Genomic DNA, 18,357 nt, shown 5'->3' on the forward strand with positions numbered 1-18,357 from the left:
TTTCAGCGGCATGATAACCACAGCTCATGGCCCGCACCAGCTTTTTTGCTTGTTGCCCTCCTCGCCGCACTATAGAATTCGACGCTTATTTTTCTGCGGTAACATTGGTTGTAGAAAAATAGCATTACGTATAGCGACGGAGATTCGATGAGCGATTACATGCTGCGCGCCGCAGACCTTCCCACCCTGAGCCAGCGCCTCGCGCTGCGCCTGTTGAACCTGGCCGGCTGGAACGTGCGCTACAAGCCGCTGCCGGGGCCGCATGGCATCGCAGTGGTCTATCCGCACACCTCGAACTGGGACTTCCTGGTCGGGCTGGTGGGCAAGTGGGCGGTCGGCCTGAAGTTCCGCTGGGTCGCCAAGGATTCGCTGTTCCGCGGCCCGATGGGCGCGATCATGCGCTACTGGGGCGGCATCGCGGTGGACCGGCGCGCCTCGATGGGCGCCACCCGCCAGCTGGCCGACACCATGCTCACATCGGAATGGTGCTGGATCGGGATCACCCCGGAAGGCACGCGCAGCTATCGCCCGCACTGGAAGAGCGGCTTCTACCACCTGGCCACGATGGCCAAGGTGCCGCTGCTGCTGGTGTACATCGATTACCGCACCAAGGTGCTGAGCGTCGTCGATACGCTCACGCTCAGCGGCGACACCGAACAGGACATGGCAGCCATCGCCGCCGTCTACGCAGGCCGCGAGGCCCTGTATCCCGGCCAGGCCGCGCCGATCAAGCTGGCGCCGCCGCGCGACGCCTTGGAGCCGCAGCGCCGCCGCGCCTGATTCCCCGGCCGCCCCCGGCCGGCCACCCGCAGGTCCCTTCCGGGACCAGTCCACCACTCAGAAGCGCACCCCCACCGCCAGCGACGCCGTATCGCGGTCGGCCGCCTGGTGGTAGTCCCCACCCCAGGTCGGCTGGTATCCCAGCTCCGCCAGGTAACGTTCGCGGTATTCGAAGCGCAGCGCCATGCTCAGCGACTTGCGCCCTTCATTGAGCAGCTGGTCGCCCGACCAGCCCTTGACGTCGTGGACGAACAGCACGCTCGCGCTGGCAAGCAGCTGCGGCGCCAGCTCCGGCAGGCGCGCATCGATTCGCAGCCGGTAGCCCCAGGCATTCGGCGTGGCGTAGCCGCGCAGGCTGCACTGGCGCTGCGGACGGCCGGTATGGACCGAGCAGACCCCGAACACCGGACCGGCGCCGAAGATGTCGGCGCGCCCGTAGCGCATCACCGATGCATCGGGCAAGTTGCGCGCGTGTTTGCCGACCGCCTCGATGTTCGCCGCCACCGGCAGGCCGGCGAGCGTCCATTCGCGGCGCAGCCCGAACTGCGCCTGCCATACCGCATACAGGTCGAAGCCGGGGAGCAGTCCACCCGGCGGCACCGCATTGGCGCGCGCGCGCAGCAGCGAGGGTGCGGTCGCGCTCAGGAAGGGCGGCATCACGTCGCCGGGGGCCAGCATGAAGGGCACGCCGTCGCGGTAGGACAGCTCGCCGTACAACGAGCCGGGGCCGCGCTTGTACTCCAGCGTCGCCGCGCTGATGCGCAGCCCTTCCGGGTATTCGCTGTAGAACGCCTGGTTGCGGCCATCCGGATCGCCTGCGATCAGCGCCGGTCCGTTGGGATGGGTGGTGCGCCGCACGCCCGGCATCGGCATGCGCGAGGTATAGCGCGCGTGGTACAGGCCCAGTTCCAGCCCGGAGGCGGCGGGGCGCCAGGTGATGCCCGCGCCGAATTCGCTGGCTTCGGGCTTGGGCGTCGGCAGCCGCTTCTTGACGGAACCCACCACCAGGCGCGAACGGTCGCTCACCACCGGCTGGCCGGACATGATGATGTCGCAGCCCGCCACAATGTAGTCGCTCATCGACCAGATCGTGCCGCATTCATCGAGTGCGCTCGGGCGGAAGGCGCCCTGGTAATAGGCTTCGATCGCGAGCTCTTGCGTGGGTTCGGCGCGGGCGAACAGCATCGGCCGCGGCACCACGGTTTCAGCAGCCACCGGCGCTGCGCGGTGCAGGCCGGGCATGTCGCGCGGATCGAGTACTTCCAGGCCGCCCGGCGTGAGCGAGTGGCTGCCCCAGCCCGGCGTCTGCTGCCCCAGCCGCAGCAACAAGGGCGTGCCCGCGGCGAGGAACCTGTACTGCACCCAGGTGTCGAGCAGGGCGACGCCCGAAAACCGCGACAGCCGCGGCGCACCGTGGTCAGACAAGGGTTTGCCCGCCGCATACCGGTTCGGGACATTCCCCCAGGACCGCTCGTCGTGGGCCAGGCCCGCATCGTGCCAGGCTTTGATGCGTACCAGGGCGGACCAGTCTCCCTCCTGGGCCGAGACCTCGAACATGGCCTTGACCATGCGCGATACCGCGTCGCCCTTGGCGTAGTTGGTGTTGGCGTCGTCCGCGTTGCCGCCGCTGCCGTAGCCGGACAGGCCGATCGCGGCGGCATTCACGCCGGTGAGCAAGTGCGGGTCGCGGTCCTGCACCCGGTAGATATTGCCCACCATGAGGCGGCCGCTGGCCTGGATGTCGGCGGCCCGCGATGGCGCGGCCATCGCCGCGGCAAGCGCCAGGGCGACAGCAGTGTGGCCGATGGCGACAGCGGTCGCCGGCTTCTCGTCTCGGGTCATCCCTGCCCCTATCTCTCTGGTATGTCCTGCGCGCCGTGCGGCTGTCGGGTCGCCGCATCGTCAATACGCGCCGGAGGAATCCTAGAGGTGGGTCTGATCCGGGTCAACAAAAGAATGCGCTGTCAGCGCGTTTTATGCCGCCGGAATAGGCGCTTCCAGAACACGATCTCGAACAGGATGCCGCCCGCGATCAGCAGCGCCGCATCGTCGCGCAGGCCGAGATACCACAGGGTGGCGGCAGCGCCAAGGAAGGCCAGGGTGATCAGGTGACGACGCATCGCGTTCTCCGGTAAGTACAGCGACATTACCCTGCCCGTATTAAAGCAGGCTTAGGCGGCGAGCTGGTCCCAGGCCATGGCGGCGCTCAGGAACAGCCGCCCGTTCAGGGCCTGCAGCAGGCTGCTCTGCTTGAGCCGGTCCATCACCGGCCCCTTCACTTCGGCCAGGTGCAGCAGCACGCCGCGCTGGCGCAGCGAGGCATTGAGTTCGCCCAGCCCCAACAGGGCCGAGGTGTCGATCGAATTCACCGCCGACAGCACCAGCACCAGGTGGCGCGTGGCCGGACGGGCCTTCAGCTCGTCTTCGATGCGCTCGTTCACCGCCTCGACATTCCCGAAGAACAGGCCGGCGTCCACCCGTAGCATCAACAGGCCGGGCGCGGTCTCGGTCGAATACCGGTCGACGTTGCGGAAATGCTCGCTGCCCGAGATCCGTCCCAGCACCGCGATGTGCGGGCGGCTGGCGCGCCAGATCAGCGCACCCATCGACAGCGCCACGCCGGCCACCACGCCCGCCTCGACGCCCAGCACCAGCACGCCGGCGGCGGTGGCCAGCAGCGCCGCCGCGTCGGCGCGGTCGTAGCGCCAGGCTGTGTAAAGCAGCGAGAGGTCGAGCATGCCGAGCACCGCGACGATGATGGTGGCCGCCAGCACCGGCAGCGGCAGCAGCGCCAGCCAGTTCGACGGCGCGACCAGGGCGAGGGCCAGCAGCGCCGCCGTGACGATGCTCGCCAGCTGGGTGTTGGCGCCGGCCGCGAAGTTCACCGCCGAACGCGAGATGCTGCCGGTGACCGGGAAGCCGCCCGAGAGCGCGCTGCCGATGTTCGCCGCGCCAAGGCCCACCAGTTCACAGTTGCTGCCCAGCTTCTCGCCGCGCTTGAGCGCCAGCGCCTGCGCGCCCGACATGCTGATCAGGAAAATCATGAAGCCCACCAGCAGCGCCGGCTGCAGCAAGGCTTGCCAGTGCGTGGACGACGTCGCCAGGTTCAGGCCGGGCAGCCCGGCCGGCACCGCACCGGTGGTCGCCACGCCCTGCGCGTCGAGCCGCAGGACGGCGACCAGGATGGTCGCGCCGATCACGACCACCATCGGCGCGAGCTTGCCGCCGATGTCGGCGGCCGAGGGCGGCAGGCCGATGCGGCGCAGCGTCCCGGCTAGATAGGTGCGTGCCCACAGCAGCGCGGCCAGCGCGCCCAGTCCCATCGCGGCGCTCGGCCAGTGCACGGCAGCCAGGGAGCCGCCAAGGAGCGGGCGCACCTGTCCCCAGGCGATCAGGATCGCCGAGCCGATGGTGAATCCGCTCATCACGGGACGGGAAAAGAAGTTGGCCACGAAGCCGATGCGCAGCAAGCCGCAGGCCAGCAGCACCGCGCCCGACAGCAAGGCCAGCTGGGCGGCCAGCACCCCGTACAGCGCGCTGCCGGGCGCGGCGAGCGGCGCGAGCGCCGAGGCCACCATCAGCGAGGTGATCGCCATCGGTCCGACCGATTGCGTGCTGCTGGTGCCGAACAGCGCGTACAGCAGCGGCGGCACGATGCTCGCGTAGATGCCGGCCACCGGCGGCAGGCCGGCCACCAGCGCATAGGCCATGCCCTGCGGGATCATCATCATCGCCACGACGATGCCGGCGCTGATATCGCCGGGCAGCATCGCGCGCCGGTAGTGCTGCAACCAGGAGAGCATGGGTATTGCCTGAGAGAAAAGCCGCTAGCCTACCACAGGGGCTGGCGGCGATGAGGCACTCACTGCATGGCCAGTTCGACGCAGTTGCGCCCTGCCCGCTTGGCGCGCGCCAGCGCCGCATTGACCCGCACCGCCAGCGAATCGCCACTCTCGGTCTCTCCGAGCTGGGCCACGCCCAGGCTCACCGTGACGTGGTCGCAACCCGGGATCTCGGCCGCCTCGATCGCGGCGCGCAGCTTCTCGGCCATCTTCAGGCCGTCGATCGCGCTCGTATGCGGCGCGATCACCTGGAATTCCTCGCCGCCCGAGCGTACCAGCACGTCGCTCGAACGCAGCAGGCCGCGCGCGGTATCGGCCACCACCCGCAGCGCCATGTCGCCGACCGGGTGGCCGAAAGTGTCGTTGATGGCGCGGAAGCGGTCGATGTCGAAGGCGATCAGGGCCAGCGGCAGGCGGTAGCGGCGCGCGCGCCTGATCTCCTGCTCCATCAGGTATTCGCCCTGGCGCCGGTTGGCCACGTTGGTGAGCGCATCGGTGGTGGCCAGGTGGGTGACGCGTCCCAGCAGCGCTTCGCTTTCGCGCGTCAAGTCCGCCATCCGCAGCCCAAAAGCCGCCAGCTGCGCCAGGTCGTCGCAGGCCGCAAGTTGGGCGCGCGAGAACGGCCGCGCATGATCGAACAGCAGGCACAGGGCGCCGCGCGGCGCGCCGGGACCGGAGGCCGGAATCGGCAGGCCGAGCACCATCTGCACGCCATGGCCGCGCAGCGATTCGGCCAGTTCCGGCTCGCCGGCTTTCTCCGGCGCGTCGAGCAGTGCCGCTTCGCCGCTGCTGGCGGCCAGCAGGCCGGGGAAGGCATGGCGCAGCGGCGACTGCAACAGGCGTTCGCGGCGCTGCAGGATGGCGGCCAGGTCCAGGCCGGGCAGGCCGTGCTGGGCGTCGAGCCGCAGGTCGCTTGCCTCGTGCTGCCCGAAGACGGCCGCGTGCACCAAGCCCGGCCAGCACAGCAGCGCCGCGCACAGGCGCTCGGCGAAGCGGATGCCGTCGTCGGCATCAAGCAGTGCCGCCTGCGCCTGGCTGCGCACAACCAGCAGCGCGGCCAGCTCCGCCTCCCTGGCGCCCGGTTCGTTCGAGGCCGCGAAGCCTGCCCTCAGGCGCGCCGCGACCTGGCTGCGCGTATCACTCGCTGCGAGAGGACCGATCACGTAGTCGAGCGGCCCATGCTGCATCAGCGCCGGCAGCCAGCGCGCATTCGTGAACGGGCACAGGACCAGCACCGGGCGGCCGCCGCGGCCTGCCACCAGCCGGCTCAGTGCCGGCAGGTCGATGCCGAGATCGAAGCGCTCGAGGTCGAGCACCAGCACGTCGGCCGGCGCTTCCTCCAGCATGGCGCAAGCCTGCTCGGCGCCTTCGGCCGCACGCAAGGTCTCGAACAGGTCGGCGCAGGCATGCTGGAAATCCGCGCGGCGCTGGCCGACCGGATTGACGAACAGGCCAGTGAAACTGAGGGGCGCGCTTTCCTGCTGAGACATCGTTTTCTCCCTTACAAGCAACATTGTTACAAAGCGCTGGCAAGTTTGCCATAAAGCCACCCGCCCCGGTAGCGGATTTGTCGCCGAATGTACGTGAGCGCACCGTCGCTGCCCCTGCCGCGGCCGATACTCATGCGGTCGATTGAACGTTCACGGGAGCATGTGATGGCGAATCAGGATGAAGTGGCGAACAAGCAGAAGGCAATCCAGCAGCAGCAAGACCAGAAGGACGCCGGCGAGCAGAAGCCGGAAAGCGACGAGGCCGTGCAGACCGGCGTCGACGAGCCGGCCCCGCCCTTCCCCCGGCAGCACCTGGCCAAGCCCGGCATCGAAGCCGAGATGGAACTCAAGCCCAGGTTCATGGCCGAGCAGTACAAGGGCAGCGGCAAGCTGGAAGGCCAGGCCGCCATCGTCACCGGCGCCGACTCCGGCATCGGCCGTGCGGTCGCGGTGCTGTTCGCGCGCGAAGGCGCCGACGTGGCGGTGATGTACCTGAACGAACACGAAGACGCGGCCGAAACGAAACGCTGCATCGAGCTTGAAGGCCGCCGCTGCATCACCATTGCGGGCGACGTCAAGGACCCGGCCTTCTGCAACGATGCCGTGGCCAAGGCCGTGGCCGAATTCGGGCGCCTCGACGTGCTGGTGAATAACGCCGCCTTCCAGGAGCATGCCGGTTCGCTGCTCGACATCACCGACGAGCGCCTGGACGAAACCTTCCGCACCAATATCTACGGCTACTTCCACATGGCGCGGGCCGCCCTGCCGCACCTGAAACGCGGCGCCGCGATCGTCAATACCGGCTCGGTCACCGGCCTGAAAGGCTCCGGCAGGCTGCTCGATTATTCCGCCACCAAAGGCGCGATCCATGCCTTCACCATGTCGCTGGCCGCCAGCCTGATCGAACAGGGCATCCGCGTCAATGCGGTGGCCCCTGGCCCGGTGTGGACGCCGCTGAACCCGGCCGACCAGTCGCCCGACAAGATCGAGGACTTCGGCGCCAGCACCACCTACAAGCGCCCGGCCCAGCCGGAAGAACTCTCGCCGGCCTATGTGTTCCTGGCCTCGAACGTGTGCTCGGGCTATATCACGGGCATCGTGCTGCCGGTCACCGGCGTGGTCGGCGAATAAGCGCGACGACAGTCAACAAGGAGAACCGCTATGCCGCGCAGCATGTGGAAAGGTGCGATCAGCTTCGGGCTGGTGCACATCCCCGTCGACATGTACCCGGCCGTGGCCAACAAGGGCCTCGACCTCACCATGCTCGACCGCCGCGACTTCTCGCCGGTGGGATTCAAGCGCTACAACAAGGGCAACCACAAGGAAGTCTCGTGGGACGACATCGTCAAGGGCTACGAATACTCCAGCGGCGAGTATGTCGTGCTGTCGGACGAAGACCTGCGCCGCGCCAACCCGGAAGCCACCCAGACCATCGACATCGTCGGCTTCGTCGACGCCGGGGACGTCTCGCTGCTGTATTTCGAGCAGCCCTATTACCTCGCGCCCGGCAAGGGCGGCGACAAGGTCTACGCCCTGCTGCGAGAAACACTGCGCAAGGCCGGCAAGATCGGCATCGCGCGCGTCGTCATCCGCGTCAAGCAGCACCTGTGCGCGCTGGTCTGCGTGGGCGACACCATTGTTTTGAACACCCTGCGCTATGCCGACGAGATCCGCGACTCGGGCGAACTCAAGATCCCGTCCGCGCACGACAGGAAGGCCGCCGTCACCGACAAGGAACTCAAGATGGCGATGGCGCTCGTGCAGGGCATGGCGGAGGACTGGGAGCCGGAGCAATACCACGACACCTACCGCGAAGACATCATGGCGCTGATCGAGAAGAAGGTCAAAGCGCACCAGACCAAGACCATCACCATGCCCGAGCCGGGCGAGAAGAAGCGCGAGACCGGCAAGGTCATCGACCTGGTGTCGCTGCTGCAGGCCAGCCTGGGCAAGAAGCCCGCCAAGGCTGCGGCGGACGAAGAAGACGACGACGAGCCGCCGCCGCCGAAGAAGCGCAAGGCGCCTGCCGACGAGGACGAGGAAGAAGAAGCACCGGCCCCGCGTGCGCGCAAGGCGCCTGCGCACAGCGTTGACCGGGTGGCCGCCAGCGGCGCCGCGCCCAAGCGCTCGGCCACGAAGCGTGCCGCCAAGCCGGCTGCGAAGAAAACTGCCGCCAAGTCCGCGGCCCCGGCGCGCCGCAAGAAGGCTGCGTGAGCGATGGATGAATTCATCGACTTCCTCCAGTGGCCGGCGATGCTGGTCACCCTGTTCGCGGCCTGGCTGATCGGCTCCCAGCGCGCCGAGCGGCGCGTGTTCGGCTTTTCCATGTTCATCCTCAGTAACCTGTTGTGGATCGCCTGGGGCTGGCACGACGAAGCCTGGGCGCTGATCGCGTTGCAGGTGGCGCTGCTGGTGACCAACGTGCGGGGCATCTTCAAGAACGAATCCTGAGGCCGATAAGCGTGCGTTCGATTCTTGCCGCGTGAGCGATACTTATTACCTAGACAACGCCTCCACCGTATGAACATGACCGACAATCCGATGCCCTTCCTTGTACTGACCCGTGCCGGTTTCGACGACATCGCCGCACGCGTCGACCTGGGCCGGGCCACCCTCTACCTCAACCCCGGCCTGGTTTCGGAAGAAGACCTCGCGCGGCTGCGCGAATCCGGCACCGCGGTGCATGTAATGGGCACCACGGTCGATCCGCTCAAACCCCAGGAAGTGCAGCAGGCGCTGCTCCTGACGCGCAAGGAGGCCGGCAGCGTCTGGGTCGAGCGCGGCGTGCGCAGCAAAGGCATTCCGGTAGCGGCCGGCCAGCGCGCCGAGGACGAGATCACGCCGGAGACCCCGCTGCGCCATCGGCTGGCGCGCACCGCGGGCGCGTTTGCTTCCCATGCGTGGCGGCTGCTGCGCCAGCCCGAAAACGGGCGCGCCCTCATGGCCGTGCCCTATCTGGGCTTCGGCAATGCCACGCGCATCTGGCTCAAGGGCCGCCTGCTGGACGAGCGGGGTTTTCGCGAGCAGTCGGGCGAAGACAGCGGCTGGAACAACCTGGTCGCGCTCTACCAGCGCCTGGAATCGGACGAGGTGGCCAACTCGCGCGTGCTGGCGCATGTTGGCGGCGCGACCCATGAGGCGATCACGGACGGGGGCGGCTATTTTTCCTTCGATATCGCCGCAACCACGCCACTGGCGGGCGGCTGGCACAAGGTCGAACTCGAATTTCCCGACAACGTCCAGCCCGACGGACAGCCACTGCGCGCCGTGGCGGAAATCATCGTGCCTGCCGAATCGGCGCGCGTCGGCATCATCAGCGACATCGACGATACGGTCTTGTGGACCAATGTCACCAACAAGCTGAACATGGCGCTGATGCTGGCGCGGACCAATTCGCATACGCGCAAGCCGTTCAAGGGCGTCGCCGCCTTCTACCGGGCGCTGAGCGAGGGCGCGGGCGGCAGCGAGAGCAATCCGCTGTTCTATGTCTCGAGCAGCCCCTGGCATTTGTACGGCCCCCTGGTCGATTTCCTGAAACTGCAGGGCATCCCGGTGGGCCCGCTGATGCTGCGCGAACTGAGCGTGCGCCATGTGCTCAAGCTGAACGAACACGGCAACCACAAGCTCGAGCAGATCGAGCGCATCCTGGATTTTTATCCGGACATGCAGTTCGTGCTGGTGGGCGACAGCGGCGAGCAGGATCCCGAGATCTATACCGAAGTCGTGCGGCGCCATCCGAAGGCGGTGCGCATGATCTACATCCGCAACGTCAATCCCGATCCGTCGCGGATCGCTGCCCTGGACAAGCTGATCGACGAGGTCAGTACCACCGGCACGCAGCTGGTGCTGTCGCCGGACAGCGTGTTCGCCGCCTCGCATGCGGCGGCCGAGGGCCTGATCGCGGTGGACCGGCTGCCGTCGGTCAGGTCGGACAAGCGGCAGGACGAGACGGCGAAGGCGGTGGCGACAGGGGTGGCCGCGGCGGAGGCCGGGGCGGTGGCGGAACCCTGATCGTTGGCAAAACGACGGGTTGCGGTCTGCGCCGGGATCAAGCCTGCCGAGGCGCAGCCGCTCACTAATCCTCGAACCCCAGCACCTTCATCGCCTTCGTAATCCTCTTGGCCGCCTTGTCGTATCCGGCCCACGGCTCATTGCCCCGGTCCAGCCGCGTGTGCACGTTCGCCACCGTCCACTGCGTGCTCGACGTGAGCTTCATGAGCTCATCCCACTCCAGCGGCACCGAAATCCCCATGCCCGGCCGGGCCCGCGCAGACCAGGCGGCAACCGTGGTGGCGCCGCGGCCGTTGCGCAGGTAGTCGATGAATATCTTGCCGACCCGGTTCCTGGGGCCGCTCTTGAACGCGAGGCGGTCCGGGAAGGTGGCGGCCAGGTGGCGCACGATGGCTTGCGAAAAGGCTTTTACCGTATCCCAGCCGTACTCGCCCTTGATGGGCACCACCACGTGCAGGCCCTTGCCGCCGCTGGTCTTCAGGAAAGACGGCAGTCCCAGCTCGTCGAGGAAGGCGTGCATGATCTGCGTCGCTTCCTGTATTGCCGGCCACTCCACGCCCTCGCCCGGGTCGAGGTCGAAGACCATGCGATCGGGCTTTTCGTAGCTCCTGGCCACCGCGTTCTGGGTATGCAGCTCGATCGCGTTCCACTGCGCCACCGACAGGATGCCTTCGACACCCGCGATTTCCAGCATCGGCGGATTGCTCGGGTCGAGCGCGGCATCCATCTGCTTCACGCCCGGCAGCTTCTTCACGTCGGCGTGCTTCTGGAACACCAGTTCGGCGCCGATGCCGGCGGGCGCGCGCACCAGGGTGAGCGGGCGGCGCTTGAGGTGTTCCATCATCAGCTCGCCCACCAGGGCGTAATAGCGGATCACGTCGATCTTGGTGATGCCGGTGGACGGGTCGACGACGCGGTCCGGGTTGGTGACGCGCAGCGAGTCCGGCAGCTTGCCGTGCAGTCCGGCCGGCGGCGGCGCCGCCGGTTCGCCCGGTAACGCGGGCTTCTCGCTGTCCTCGATGTGGCGCGGTTCCTCGCGCGTGATGCCGCGCGCGGGCTTGTCGGCGCGCAGGCCCTGGAAGACCGGATGACGCACCGAGCCGGTGCTGGTCCATTCCGAGAAGCTCACTTCCGCCACCAGCACCGGCTTGACCCAGTGGTGCTGGCGCCCCGGCACCGCGCGCGGGGGAAAGGGGCTGTCGTCGGTGCGCAGGGCTTCCAACTGCTTCTTGAGGTCCATCAGGGTCGCGTAGTTGAAGCCGGAACCCACGTTGCCCGCGTAACGCAGCACGCCCTCACGGTCATAGGTGCCGAGCAGGAGCGAGCCGATGCCCTTGCGCGAACCCTTCGGATCGGTGAAGCCGCCGATGACGAATTCCTGGCGCAGGCCGCATTTGAGCTTGATCCATTCGGGCGAGCGGCGCGAGACATAGCGCGAATCGCGGCGCTTGCCGATCACGCCCTCCAGGCCGATCTTGCAGGCCGCCACCACCAGTTCTTCCGGATTGTCGCCGAATTCGGCGGAGAAGCGCACCCTGTCGGACCTGGCTTTTTTCAGCACCGCCTCGAGCACGGCGCGCCGTTCCACCAGCGGGACCTCGCGCAGGTCGTAGCCGCCGCAATAAGGCAGGTCGAACAGGAAGTAGTCGATGTCGGCATTGCGCACGCCGTCGAAGGCCAGCTGCAGCAGGCCGAAATTGGGTTTGCCATGCTCGTCGTGCACGACGATCTCGCCGTCGTACCAGCCGTCCGGCAGCCCCATGCGCTCGAGTTCTTCGCGCATCGGGGCCAGCTTGTCGGTCCAGTCGTTGTCGTTGCGCGTGACCAGGCGCACCTGGCCCTTCTCGACCCGCGCCAGCATGCGGTAGCCGTCGAACTTGACCTCGAATATCCATTCGCCCGCGTCGTGCGGCGGGGCGTCCACCAGCGTGGCCAGCTCCGGGGAAAACTTATCCGGCAGCGCGGCCGGCACGGCGCCTACAGGGACGCCCTTGATGGCGGCGCTGGACTTCGCGCCCTTGGCTGCCGGCTTCGTTGCCCGCTTCGCTGCCGGCTTTGCTGCCGGCTTCGCGGCAGATTTCGCCGCCGGCTTGGCCGCCGCGGCCCGCTTGCGCGCCGGCTTGGCCGCGTCGCTCGACTCGGCTTCTTCCTTGAGCGCCGCCACCTTGCCGCGCGCCGGCTTGGGCATCGGCAGCGCCTTGACGCTGTCCGGCAGCTCGTCGACCACCGAAAACGCTTCGGCCGGGCGGGCGAACTCGTCGTTTTCCTTGATCAGCAGCCAGGCTTCCTGCTTCTCGCCACGGCCTTTCATGCGGATCAGCGCCCAGCGCCCCTGCATCTTGTGGCCGTGCATGGCGAATTTCAGGTTGCCCTTGCGGTAGCCCTCGTGGGGATCGCCGATCGGCTCCCAGATGCCCTTGTCCCAGATGATGACTTTGCCGGCGCCGTACTGTTTCGGAGGAATGGTGCCTTCGAAATCGGAATAGGAAATCGGATGGTCTTCGACGTGCACGGCCATGCGCTTGTCATGGGTGTCGTAGCTCGGCCCTTTCGGCACGGCCCAGCTTTTCATGGTGCCGTCGAGTTCCAGGCGAAGATCATAATGCAGCCGCGTCGCCCAGTGCTTCTGGATGACGAAGGTCAAGGCCTCGATGCCGGCAACGCCTCCCTCGCTGGGCTCGGACGTGATATCGAAATTACGCTTGGCTTTATAGAGTTTGAGCGCGTCTGGCATGGGGCCTCCCGGCAACTGTCTGCCGAAAGTGTAGGCCCGTGCCATGGTCGCGACTGTACGCCACCTAACCCTGCATGGGGCTGGCGTTACAATGCGATTTTCTCTTTCGCGAGGCCGCCATGCACCGTATCGTTTTCCTTGACCGCGACAGCCTGCAGGCCAGCGTGCGGGCGCCAGGCTTCGCCCACGAATGGCAGGACCACGGCGGCAGCACGCAAGACCAGGTCGTCGAGCGCCTGCTCGGGGCCACGGTCGCGGTCACCAACAAGGTGCCGCTGCGCGCGGCCAGCCTGGCCCGCCTGCCCGACCTGAAGATGGTGGCGATCGCCGCCACCGGCACCGACAACGTCGACCTCGAGGCTTGCCGGGCGCACGGCATCGTGGTCTCGAACATCCGCGATTACTCGCTCGTCTCCGTGCCCGAGCACTGCTTCGCGCTGCTCCTGGGGCTGCGCCGCAACCTGCGCGCCTACATGGCCGACGTCGAGGCGGGGCGCTGGGAAAAGTCCAGCCGCTTCTGCCTGCTCGACCACCCGATCGGCGACCTGGCGGGCAGCCGGCTCGGCATCGTCGGCTACGGCGCGCTCGGACACAAGGTGGCGCAGCTGGGCCGCGCCTTCGGAATGGAGATCGCCGCGACCTCGCGCTCGCCCATCACCGACGAAGGCATCCTGCAACTGCCGCTCGACGAGCTGCTGGCCAGCTCCGACGTGGTCAGCCTGCACCTGCCGCTCACGGAGCAGACCCGCCACCTGATCGGCGCGCGCGAACTTGGCCTGATGAAGAAAACCGCCCTCCTGATCAATACCGCGCGCGGCGGCCTGGTGGACGAAGCGGCCCTGGCGGCGGCCTTGCGCTCGCAGGCCATCGGCGGCGCCGGCTTCGACGTGCTGAGCCACGAACCGCCGCTGCCAGACAATCCTCTCCTGGGCCTGCGCCTGCCGAATTTCATCCTGACGCCGCACGTGGCCTGGGCCAGCGCCGGCGCGATGCAGACCCTGGCCGACATGCTGGTCGATAACATCGAGGCCTGGGCGGCCGGGGCGCCGCGCAACGTGGTCGCCTAGCAGCGCCGCTTACGCCGGCCCTGCCGCTTCCGGCTCCGCGACGATGGCTTGCGCATCCGGGGCGCGCAGCGGCAGGTCGAGGATGAAGGCCGCGCCCTGGCCAGGCGCGCTCTCCACGCGCACCGTTCCGCCCAGTAGCGAGGTGACGATGTTCCAGGTGATGTTCAACCCGAGCCCCGTGCCGCCCTGCCCCATGCGGGTCGTGAAGAAGGGGTCGAAGATGCGCGCCAGGTGTTCCTGGGGGATGCCGCGCCCGTCGTCGCGGAACTCGATGCGCACCGCGCCGTCCACCCGCGTGGCCGACAGCAGCATGGCGCCGCCCGGCTCCTCGAAGGCGTGCAGCAGCGCGTTGTTGACGAAGTTGATGACCACCTGGCCGAGCGGGCCGGGGAAGCTGTCCATCATGATCCCGGCCGGGACCGCGAGCTCGAGCCGGTGCCCGGACAGGCGCACCGTATTCATCAGGGTCGCGGCGATTTCCTGGCAGGCCTGGGCCAGGTCGAGGCGGCGGCGCTGGGCGCTGGCCTGGTCGACCGAGACCTGGCGGAAGCTGTTGACCAGTTCCGCCGCATTGTGCAGGCTGCGCATGATCAGGTTCGACGCCTCGCGCGAGGCTTCCATGTAGTCGGCCAGGTCGGAGCGGCGCAGCGTCGCCGCATCGAAACGGGTCGCCACTTCGCTGGTCTTTTCCTGCAGCGTGCTGGCCATCAGGAGGCTGTTGCCGATCGGGGTATTGAGTTCGTGCGCCACGCCCGCCACCAGGGAGCCGAGCGAAGCGAGTTTTTCCTGGGCCGCCAGCTGGGCCTGGGTTTCCTTGAGGCGTAGATAGGCCTCGGCATTGTCGATCGCCACTCCGACATAGGCCGCCAGGGTTTCGAGCATGTCGAGATGGACCTGGCCATAGGCCTGCGCGGCCGGGCTCTGCACCGTGAGCGCGCCCAGCACCCGCTCGCCCACCACCACCGGCACCATCAGCAGCGAGCGGGGCGACAGGCCGTGGCGCCCGGCATAGGGCAGCGCGGTCCGGATTGCCTCGACCGGCGACAGCGCGGGCAGGTAATTCGCCAGTCCGCGCGGCAGGTCCCCAAGCAGCACTTCGCGCCCGTTGGCGATCGACCAGGCCGCCAGGTGCGAGGCTGCGTCGTCCGGCAGCTCGAAGGCGCCGCGCCGCTCGCCGTCCACCACCGTATAGACGTATTCCAGCACGCCGCGCTCCGGATGGCGCAGCACCACCGCGAACAGGGTCGCGTCCATCAGCGCGCGCACGTGCTCGTACAGGGTGCGCATGATCGCCTCGGTATCCAGGTTCGCGGTCAGGGTGCGGCCGATGTCCGAGAGCAGCGCGATGTTGCGGTGCGCCTGCTCGACCACTTCCTTCTGCTCCTCGACTTCCTGCTTGCGGCGCTCGGCCGATTCCTTCTGGCGCCGCAGCTCCTCGGTGCGGGTGCCGACCTCGCGTTCCAGCAGGAGCTTCTGCGCGACCAGGGCGCGGATGCGCAGCCGGTAGCCGGCCGTGAACAGCGCCACGGTCCCGAGGATGGCCAGGGTGCGGAACCACCAGGTCTTCCAGAACGGCGGGGTGATGTGGATGGTCAGCGCCGTGGCCTGCGGGCTCCAGACGCCGTCCTTGTTGCTGGCCCGGACCCGGAACACATAGGTGCCGGGATCGAGGTTGGTATAGGTCGCATAGCGCCGGCGCGCGTCGGTGTCGACCCAGGCGGTGTCGAAGCCATCCAACTGGTACGCATAGCGGTTGGCGTCCGGGTCGGCGTAATGCAGGGCCGCGAATTCGAGCGCGAACACGGAATCGCGGTGCGACAGGGTCAGCTCCTGCTGGTCGTGGAAGCCGGGCGTGGCGCGCGAGCGGTTCAGCACCAGGAGGTCGGTCAGCACCACCGGCGGCGGGAAGGGATTGTCGCGCACCGCGTCGGGCTCGAAGGCCGTCATGCCGTTGACGCCGCCGAAATAGAGCTGCCCGTCGGCGGCGCGCAGCGCGGCCCCGACGAAATACGAGCCGTCCACCAGGCCATCTTTCGCGGTGTAGTTCTTGACCTGGCCGGTTGCCGGGTCCAGGCGCGTGATGCCGGCGGTGGTGCTGGCCCACACGAAGCCATGGCTGTCTTCGAGCATGGCGCCGATCGGCAGTGCATCGCGTGTGCTGGCGAAGGGATAGAAGCGAAAGCGTGCGCCATCCTTGCCCTGCTCCATGCGGTGCAGGCCGCCGGCGGTGCCGACCCAGAGCGCCCCGCGCGCCGACTCCATCAGGTAGTAGACGCGGCTGTGGCGCAGCGAATCGGGCCGGGCCGGGTCGCGCCGGTAGTGCGTGAAGCGGTTGGCGGCGGGGTCGAAGCGTTCCAGCCCGGTCTCGGTGCCGATCCAGACGATGCCCTTGCTGTCTTCCAGCACGGCGAAGCCGTAGTTCTCGCCCAGGCTGGACGGATCGGCCGGGTCGTGGCGCCAGCTGCGCACGGCGGCGGCCCCGGGCGCCAGCGCCGACAGGCCGCCGCGCGTGACGATCCACAGGGTGCCGCTGCGCCCGGCATGGAGCGCATGCACGTAGTTCGCGCCCGGACTGGTCCCGAGCGACACCTCGCCGAAGCGCCCCGCGCTGTCGCGCCACACCAGCCCGGTCGGGGTGCCGATCCAGGTGCGTCCGTGCGCGAGCGCCAGCGAGGTGACGACCTCGCCCGGCACGCCGCCGTGGCCGATGCGCTCGACCTGCCCGCTGGCCCGGTCCATCCGCATCAGGCCGTCTCCGGTGGTGCCGATCCACAGCCCCCCGCCCGGCGCTTCATGGATGGCGCGCACCTTGGCGCGGCCCAGGCCATCGTTGCCGCCATAGCGCAGGAAGCCGCCGCTGGCCAGGTCGGTGCGGCTCACGCCCCCGAACAGGGTGCCCGCCCACAGGGTGCCGGTGCGGTCCACCAGCATGGCGCTGACCTGGTTGTCCGACAGCGAGTGCTGGTCGGCCGGGTCGTTGCGGTAGCTGGTGAAACGGCCGCTGACCGGGTCCAGCCATTTCAGGCCGTCCATGTCGGTGCCGACCCACAGATTGGCGCCGCTGTCGTGGTACAGCTTCAGCACCCGCAGTTCGGCGCCCCCCGTACCCAGTCCTTCGACCGTGCCCAGGCGCCGCCGCGCCAGGACGCCCTCGCCCAGCTTCCAGGCTTCCAGCCCGGCGGCGGTACCGATGTACAGGGTGTCGCGCGGCCCCATCGACAGGGCCGTGACGGTGTTGCGCTCCGGGTCGGCGGGGTCGAGGTCGAAGTGCTCGAAGCGGGCCGCGCCCGGCGCCAGCCGTTCCAGCCCGGCCGCCGTGCCGACCCATAAATGGCCTTTGCCGTCGAGCGCGAGGGAGCTGACGCGGTTGTCGCGCAGGCTGCCCGCATCAAGCGGATCGTGGCGGTAGCTGCGCAAGCGTCCGCTGGCGGTATCGACGTGCAGCAGGCCGTCGCCGGTAGCCAGCCACAGGCCGCCGCCGGGCGCGGGCAGCATGGCGAGCACGCTGCGGTTGGCGGCGCCACGGGTGGCGTCCGCGGGCGGCGCGTAGCGGATGAACTTGCCGGTAGCGTGGTCGTAACGGGTCAGGCCGCCCTTGGTGCCGAACCACAGCCGGCCCTGGGCATCCTCATGGGAAGCCATGACGTAATTGTCGGGGATACTGTCCGGGTTGTCCGGGTCGTTGCGGTACACCGTCATGCGGTAGCCGTCGTAGCGGTTCAGGCCGGCCTGGGTGCCGAACCACATGAAGCCGCGCCGGTCCTGCAGGATGGACAACACCGACTGCTGCGACAGGCCCTGCTCGATCGACAGCCGCTCGAAGCGCAGGCTGCGCGGCGCGGCGCCGGCCCCGGCTGCCGCCAGGAGCCACAGTACAAGGGTGAACAAGGCAGTCAGGGCAAGGCGCGGTCCCGGCTTCAAGGCAAGCATACGTATCCAAAGTGTTCCAACCCGGCTAATCTAACAGAGCAGCTTTGCCCGCGGAAAAAAATGAGGCTTCCGGAAACAAAATCGGGCTGCTATAATGCGTGCATCGGGCGGCTGTAGCTCAGCTGGATAGAGTACTTGGCTACGAACCAAGGGGTCGTGGGTTCGATTCCTGCCAGCCGCACCAAAAGATATGAAGGACCAGATCGAAAGATCTGGTCCTTTTTTCGTTGTGCGCTCTCACTGCCAGTGCTGAAATCGAACTGCCGGGTTGTTGCGCCGCCCAACGATGTACTGGTCAAGCGTGGATTCGGCACGCGCGTCCGCCACCCGCCCTCGCCCAAAAAACCGGGCGCCGGACATGTTTTGCCGGGCTTGTCTCGATGAGGCTGTCAACGCTAAATAGAAATGTCCCCTGCTCTCCAAAGTAGAAATGTCCCCAAGGGGGAGCTCAGGGCGCCGGAGCGGGAGTCAGATGTGCCTTGGCATGCTCGAATTGGGCGCAT

General features: G+C 68.0%; 12 protein-coding genes and 1 tRNA gene. 7 read left to right on the plus strand and 6 right to left on the minus strand.

What is annotated here, in order from left to right; all coding sequences use genetic code 11:
• The first annotated feature begins 147 nt into the window (after positions 1-147).
• Complete coding sequence (locus tag AC56LR_RS06950) at positions 148-780, plus strand: 1-acyl-sn-glycerol-3-phosphate acyltransferase (RefSeq protein WP_497128929.1); 633 nt, start codon at positions 148-150, stop codon at positions 778-780.
• Between the two features lie 57 nt (positions 781-837).
• Here AC56LR_RS06950 and AC56LR_RS06955 read toward each other — a convergent pair whose 3' ends face one another.
• The 4 genes from AC56LR_RS06955 to AC56LR_RS06970 all read right to left on the minus strand — a co-directional run bounded on the left by AC56LR_RS06955 (position 838) and on the right by AC56LR_RS06970 (position 6,112).
• On the minus strand, positions 838-2,622 hold the full coding sequence (locus tag AC56LR_RS06955) for a DUF1302 domain-containing protein (protein ID WP_497128931.1): 1,785 nt from the start codon (positions 2,620-2,622) through the stop codon (positions 838-840).
• A 122-nt stretch (positions 2,623-2,744) separates the two neighbouring features.
• Positions 2,745-2,900, minus strand: a complete 156-nt coding sequence (locus AC56LR_RS06960; protein ID WP_489873693.1) for a hypothetical protein — start codon at positions 2,898-2,900, stop codon at positions 2,745-2,747.
• Between the two features lie 51 nt (positions 2,901-2,951).
• Positions 2,952-4,583 (minus strand): SulP family inorganic anion transporter, encoded by a 1,632-nt coding sequence (locus AC56LR_RS06965; RefSeq protein ID WP_497128933.1) that lies wholly within the window; start codon positions 4,581-4,583, stop codon positions 2,952-2,954.
• Positions 4,584-4,642: 59 nt separating this feature from the next.
• Complete coding sequence (locus AC56LR_RS06970; protein ID WP_497128935.1) at positions 4,643-6,112, minus strand: GGDEF domain-containing protein; 1,470 nt, start codon at positions 6,110-6,112, stop codon at positions 4,643-4,645.
• A gap of 165 nt (positions 6,113-6,277) precedes the next feature.
• Here AC56LR_RS06970 and AC56LR_RS06975 point away from each other — a divergent pair, with 165 nt between their 5' ends.
• The 4 genes from AC56LR_RS06975 (at position 6,278) to AC56LR_RS06990 (ending at position 10,123) form a co-directional block, all read left to right on the plus strand.
• Entirely contained in the window at positions 6,278-7,243 is a 966-nt protein-coding gene (locus tag AC56LR_RS06975) for an SDR family oxidoreductase (RefSeq protein WP_497128937.1), read from the plus strand.
• 30 nt (positions 7,244-7,273) lie between these two features.
• Positions 7,274-8,326, plus strand: coding sequence for a non-homologous end joining protein Ku (gene ku / locus AC56LR_RS06980; RefSeq protein WP_497128939.1), 1,053 nt, complete (start codon positions 7,274-7,276; stop codon positions 8,324-8,326).
• Positions 8,327-8,329: 3 nt separating this feature from the next.
• Entirely contained in the window at positions 8,330-8,563 is a 234-nt protein-coding gene (locus AC56LR_RS06985) for a hypothetical protein (RefSeq protein WP_497128941.1), read from the plus strand.
• 90 nt (positions 8,564-8,653) lie between these two features.
• Positions 8,654-10,123, plus strand: coding sequence for an App1 family protein phosphatidate phosphatase (locus tag AC56LR_RS06990; protein WP_497128944.1), 1,470 nt, complete (start codon positions 8,654-8,656; stop codon positions 10,121-10,123).
• A gap of 64 nt (positions 10,124-10,187) precedes the next feature.
• On the opposite strand, the gene ligD is transcribed toward AC56LR_RS06990, so the two are convergent.
• On the minus strand, positions 10,188-12,857 hold the full coding sequence (ligD, locus tag AC56LR_RS06995) for a DNA ligase D (protein WP_497128946.1): 2,670 nt from the start codon (positions 12,855-12,857) through the stop codon (positions 10,188-10,190).
• 119 nt (positions 12,858-12,976) lie between these two features.
• On the opposite strand from ligD, the gene AC56LR_RS07000 reads away from it, so the two are divergent.
• Positions 12,977-13,924 carry a D-2-hydroxyacid dehydrogenase gene (locus tag AC56LR_RS07000; protein WP_497128949.1) on the plus strand — a complete coding sequence of 316 codons (948 nt, stop codon included), beginning with the start codon at positions 12,977-12,979 and terminating at the stop codon, positions 13,922-13,924.
• Positions 13,925-13,933: 9 nt separating this feature from the next.
• On the opposite strand, the gene AC56LR_RS07005 is transcribed toward AC56LR_RS07000, so the two are convergent.
• Positions 13,934-17,854: a two-component regulator propeller domain-containing protein gene (locus tag AC56LR_RS07005; protein ID WP_497128952.1), complete on the minus strand. Its 3,921-nt coding sequence runs from the start codon at positions 17,852-17,854 to the stop codon at positions 13,934-13,936.
• A gap of 107 nt (positions 17,855-17,961) precedes the next feature.
• Here AC56LR_RS07005 and AC56LR_RS07010 point away from each other — a divergent pair.
• A tRNA-Arg gene (locus AC56LR_RS07010) sits at positions 17,962-18,038 on the plus strand.
• Positions 18,039-18,357: the final 319 nt, after the last annotated feature.

The sequence above is a fragment of the Telluria sp. ZT3P39 genome (genome assembly GCF_059685935.1).

Bases quoted from the DNA above. Each gene is read 5' to 3' on its own strand.
- AC56LR_RS06970 (WP_497128935.1), bottom strand. From the start codon at position 6,112: ATGTCTCAGCAGGAAAGCGCGCCCCTCAGTTTCACTGGCCTGTTCGTC.
- AC56LR_RS06975 (WP_497128937.1), top strand. From the start codon at position 6,278: ATGGCGAATCAGGATGAAGTGGCGAACAAGCAGAAGGCAATCCAGCAG.
- AC56LR_RS07005 (WP_497128952.1), bottom strand. From the start codon at position 17,854: ATGCTTGCCTTGAAGCCGGGACCGCGCCTTGCCCTGACTGCCTTGTTC.
- AC56LR_RS06950 (WP_497128929.1), top strand. From the start codon at position 148: ATGAGCGATTACATGCTGCGCGCCGCAGACCTTCCCACCCTGAGCCAG.
- AC56LR_RS06955 (WP_497128931.1), bottom strand. From the start codon at position 2,622: ATGACCCGAGACGAGAAGCCGGCGACCGCTGTCGCCATCGGCCACACT.
- AC56LR_RS06985 (WP_497128941.1), top strand. From the start codon at position 8,330: ATGGATGAATTCATCGACTTCCTCCAGTGGCCGGCGATGCTGGTCACC.
- ligD (WP_497128946.1), bottom strand. From the start codon at position 12,857: ATGCCAGACGCGCTCAAACTCTATAAAGCCAAGCGTAATTTCGATATC.
- AC56LR_RS06965 (WP_497128933.1), bottom strand. From the start codon at position 4,583: ATGCTCTCCTGGTTGCAGCACTACCGGCGCGCGATGCTGCCCGGCGAT.
- AC56LR_RS06990 (WP_497128944.1), top strand. From the start codon at position 8,654: ATGCCCTTCCTTGTACTGACCCGTGCCGGTTTCGACGACATCGCCGCA.
- AC56LR_RS06960 (WP_489873693.1), bottom strand. From the start codon at position 2,900: ATGCGTCGTCACCTGATCACCCTGGCCTTCCTTGGCGCTGCCGCCACC.
- ku (WP_497128939.1), top strand. From the start codon at position 7,274: ATGCCGCGCAGCATGTGGAAAGGTGCGATCAGCTTCGGGCTGGTGCAC.
- AC56LR_RS07000 (WP_497128949.1), top strand. From the start codon at position 12,977: ATGCACCGTATCGTTTTCCTTGACCGCGACAGCCTGCAGGCCAGCGTG.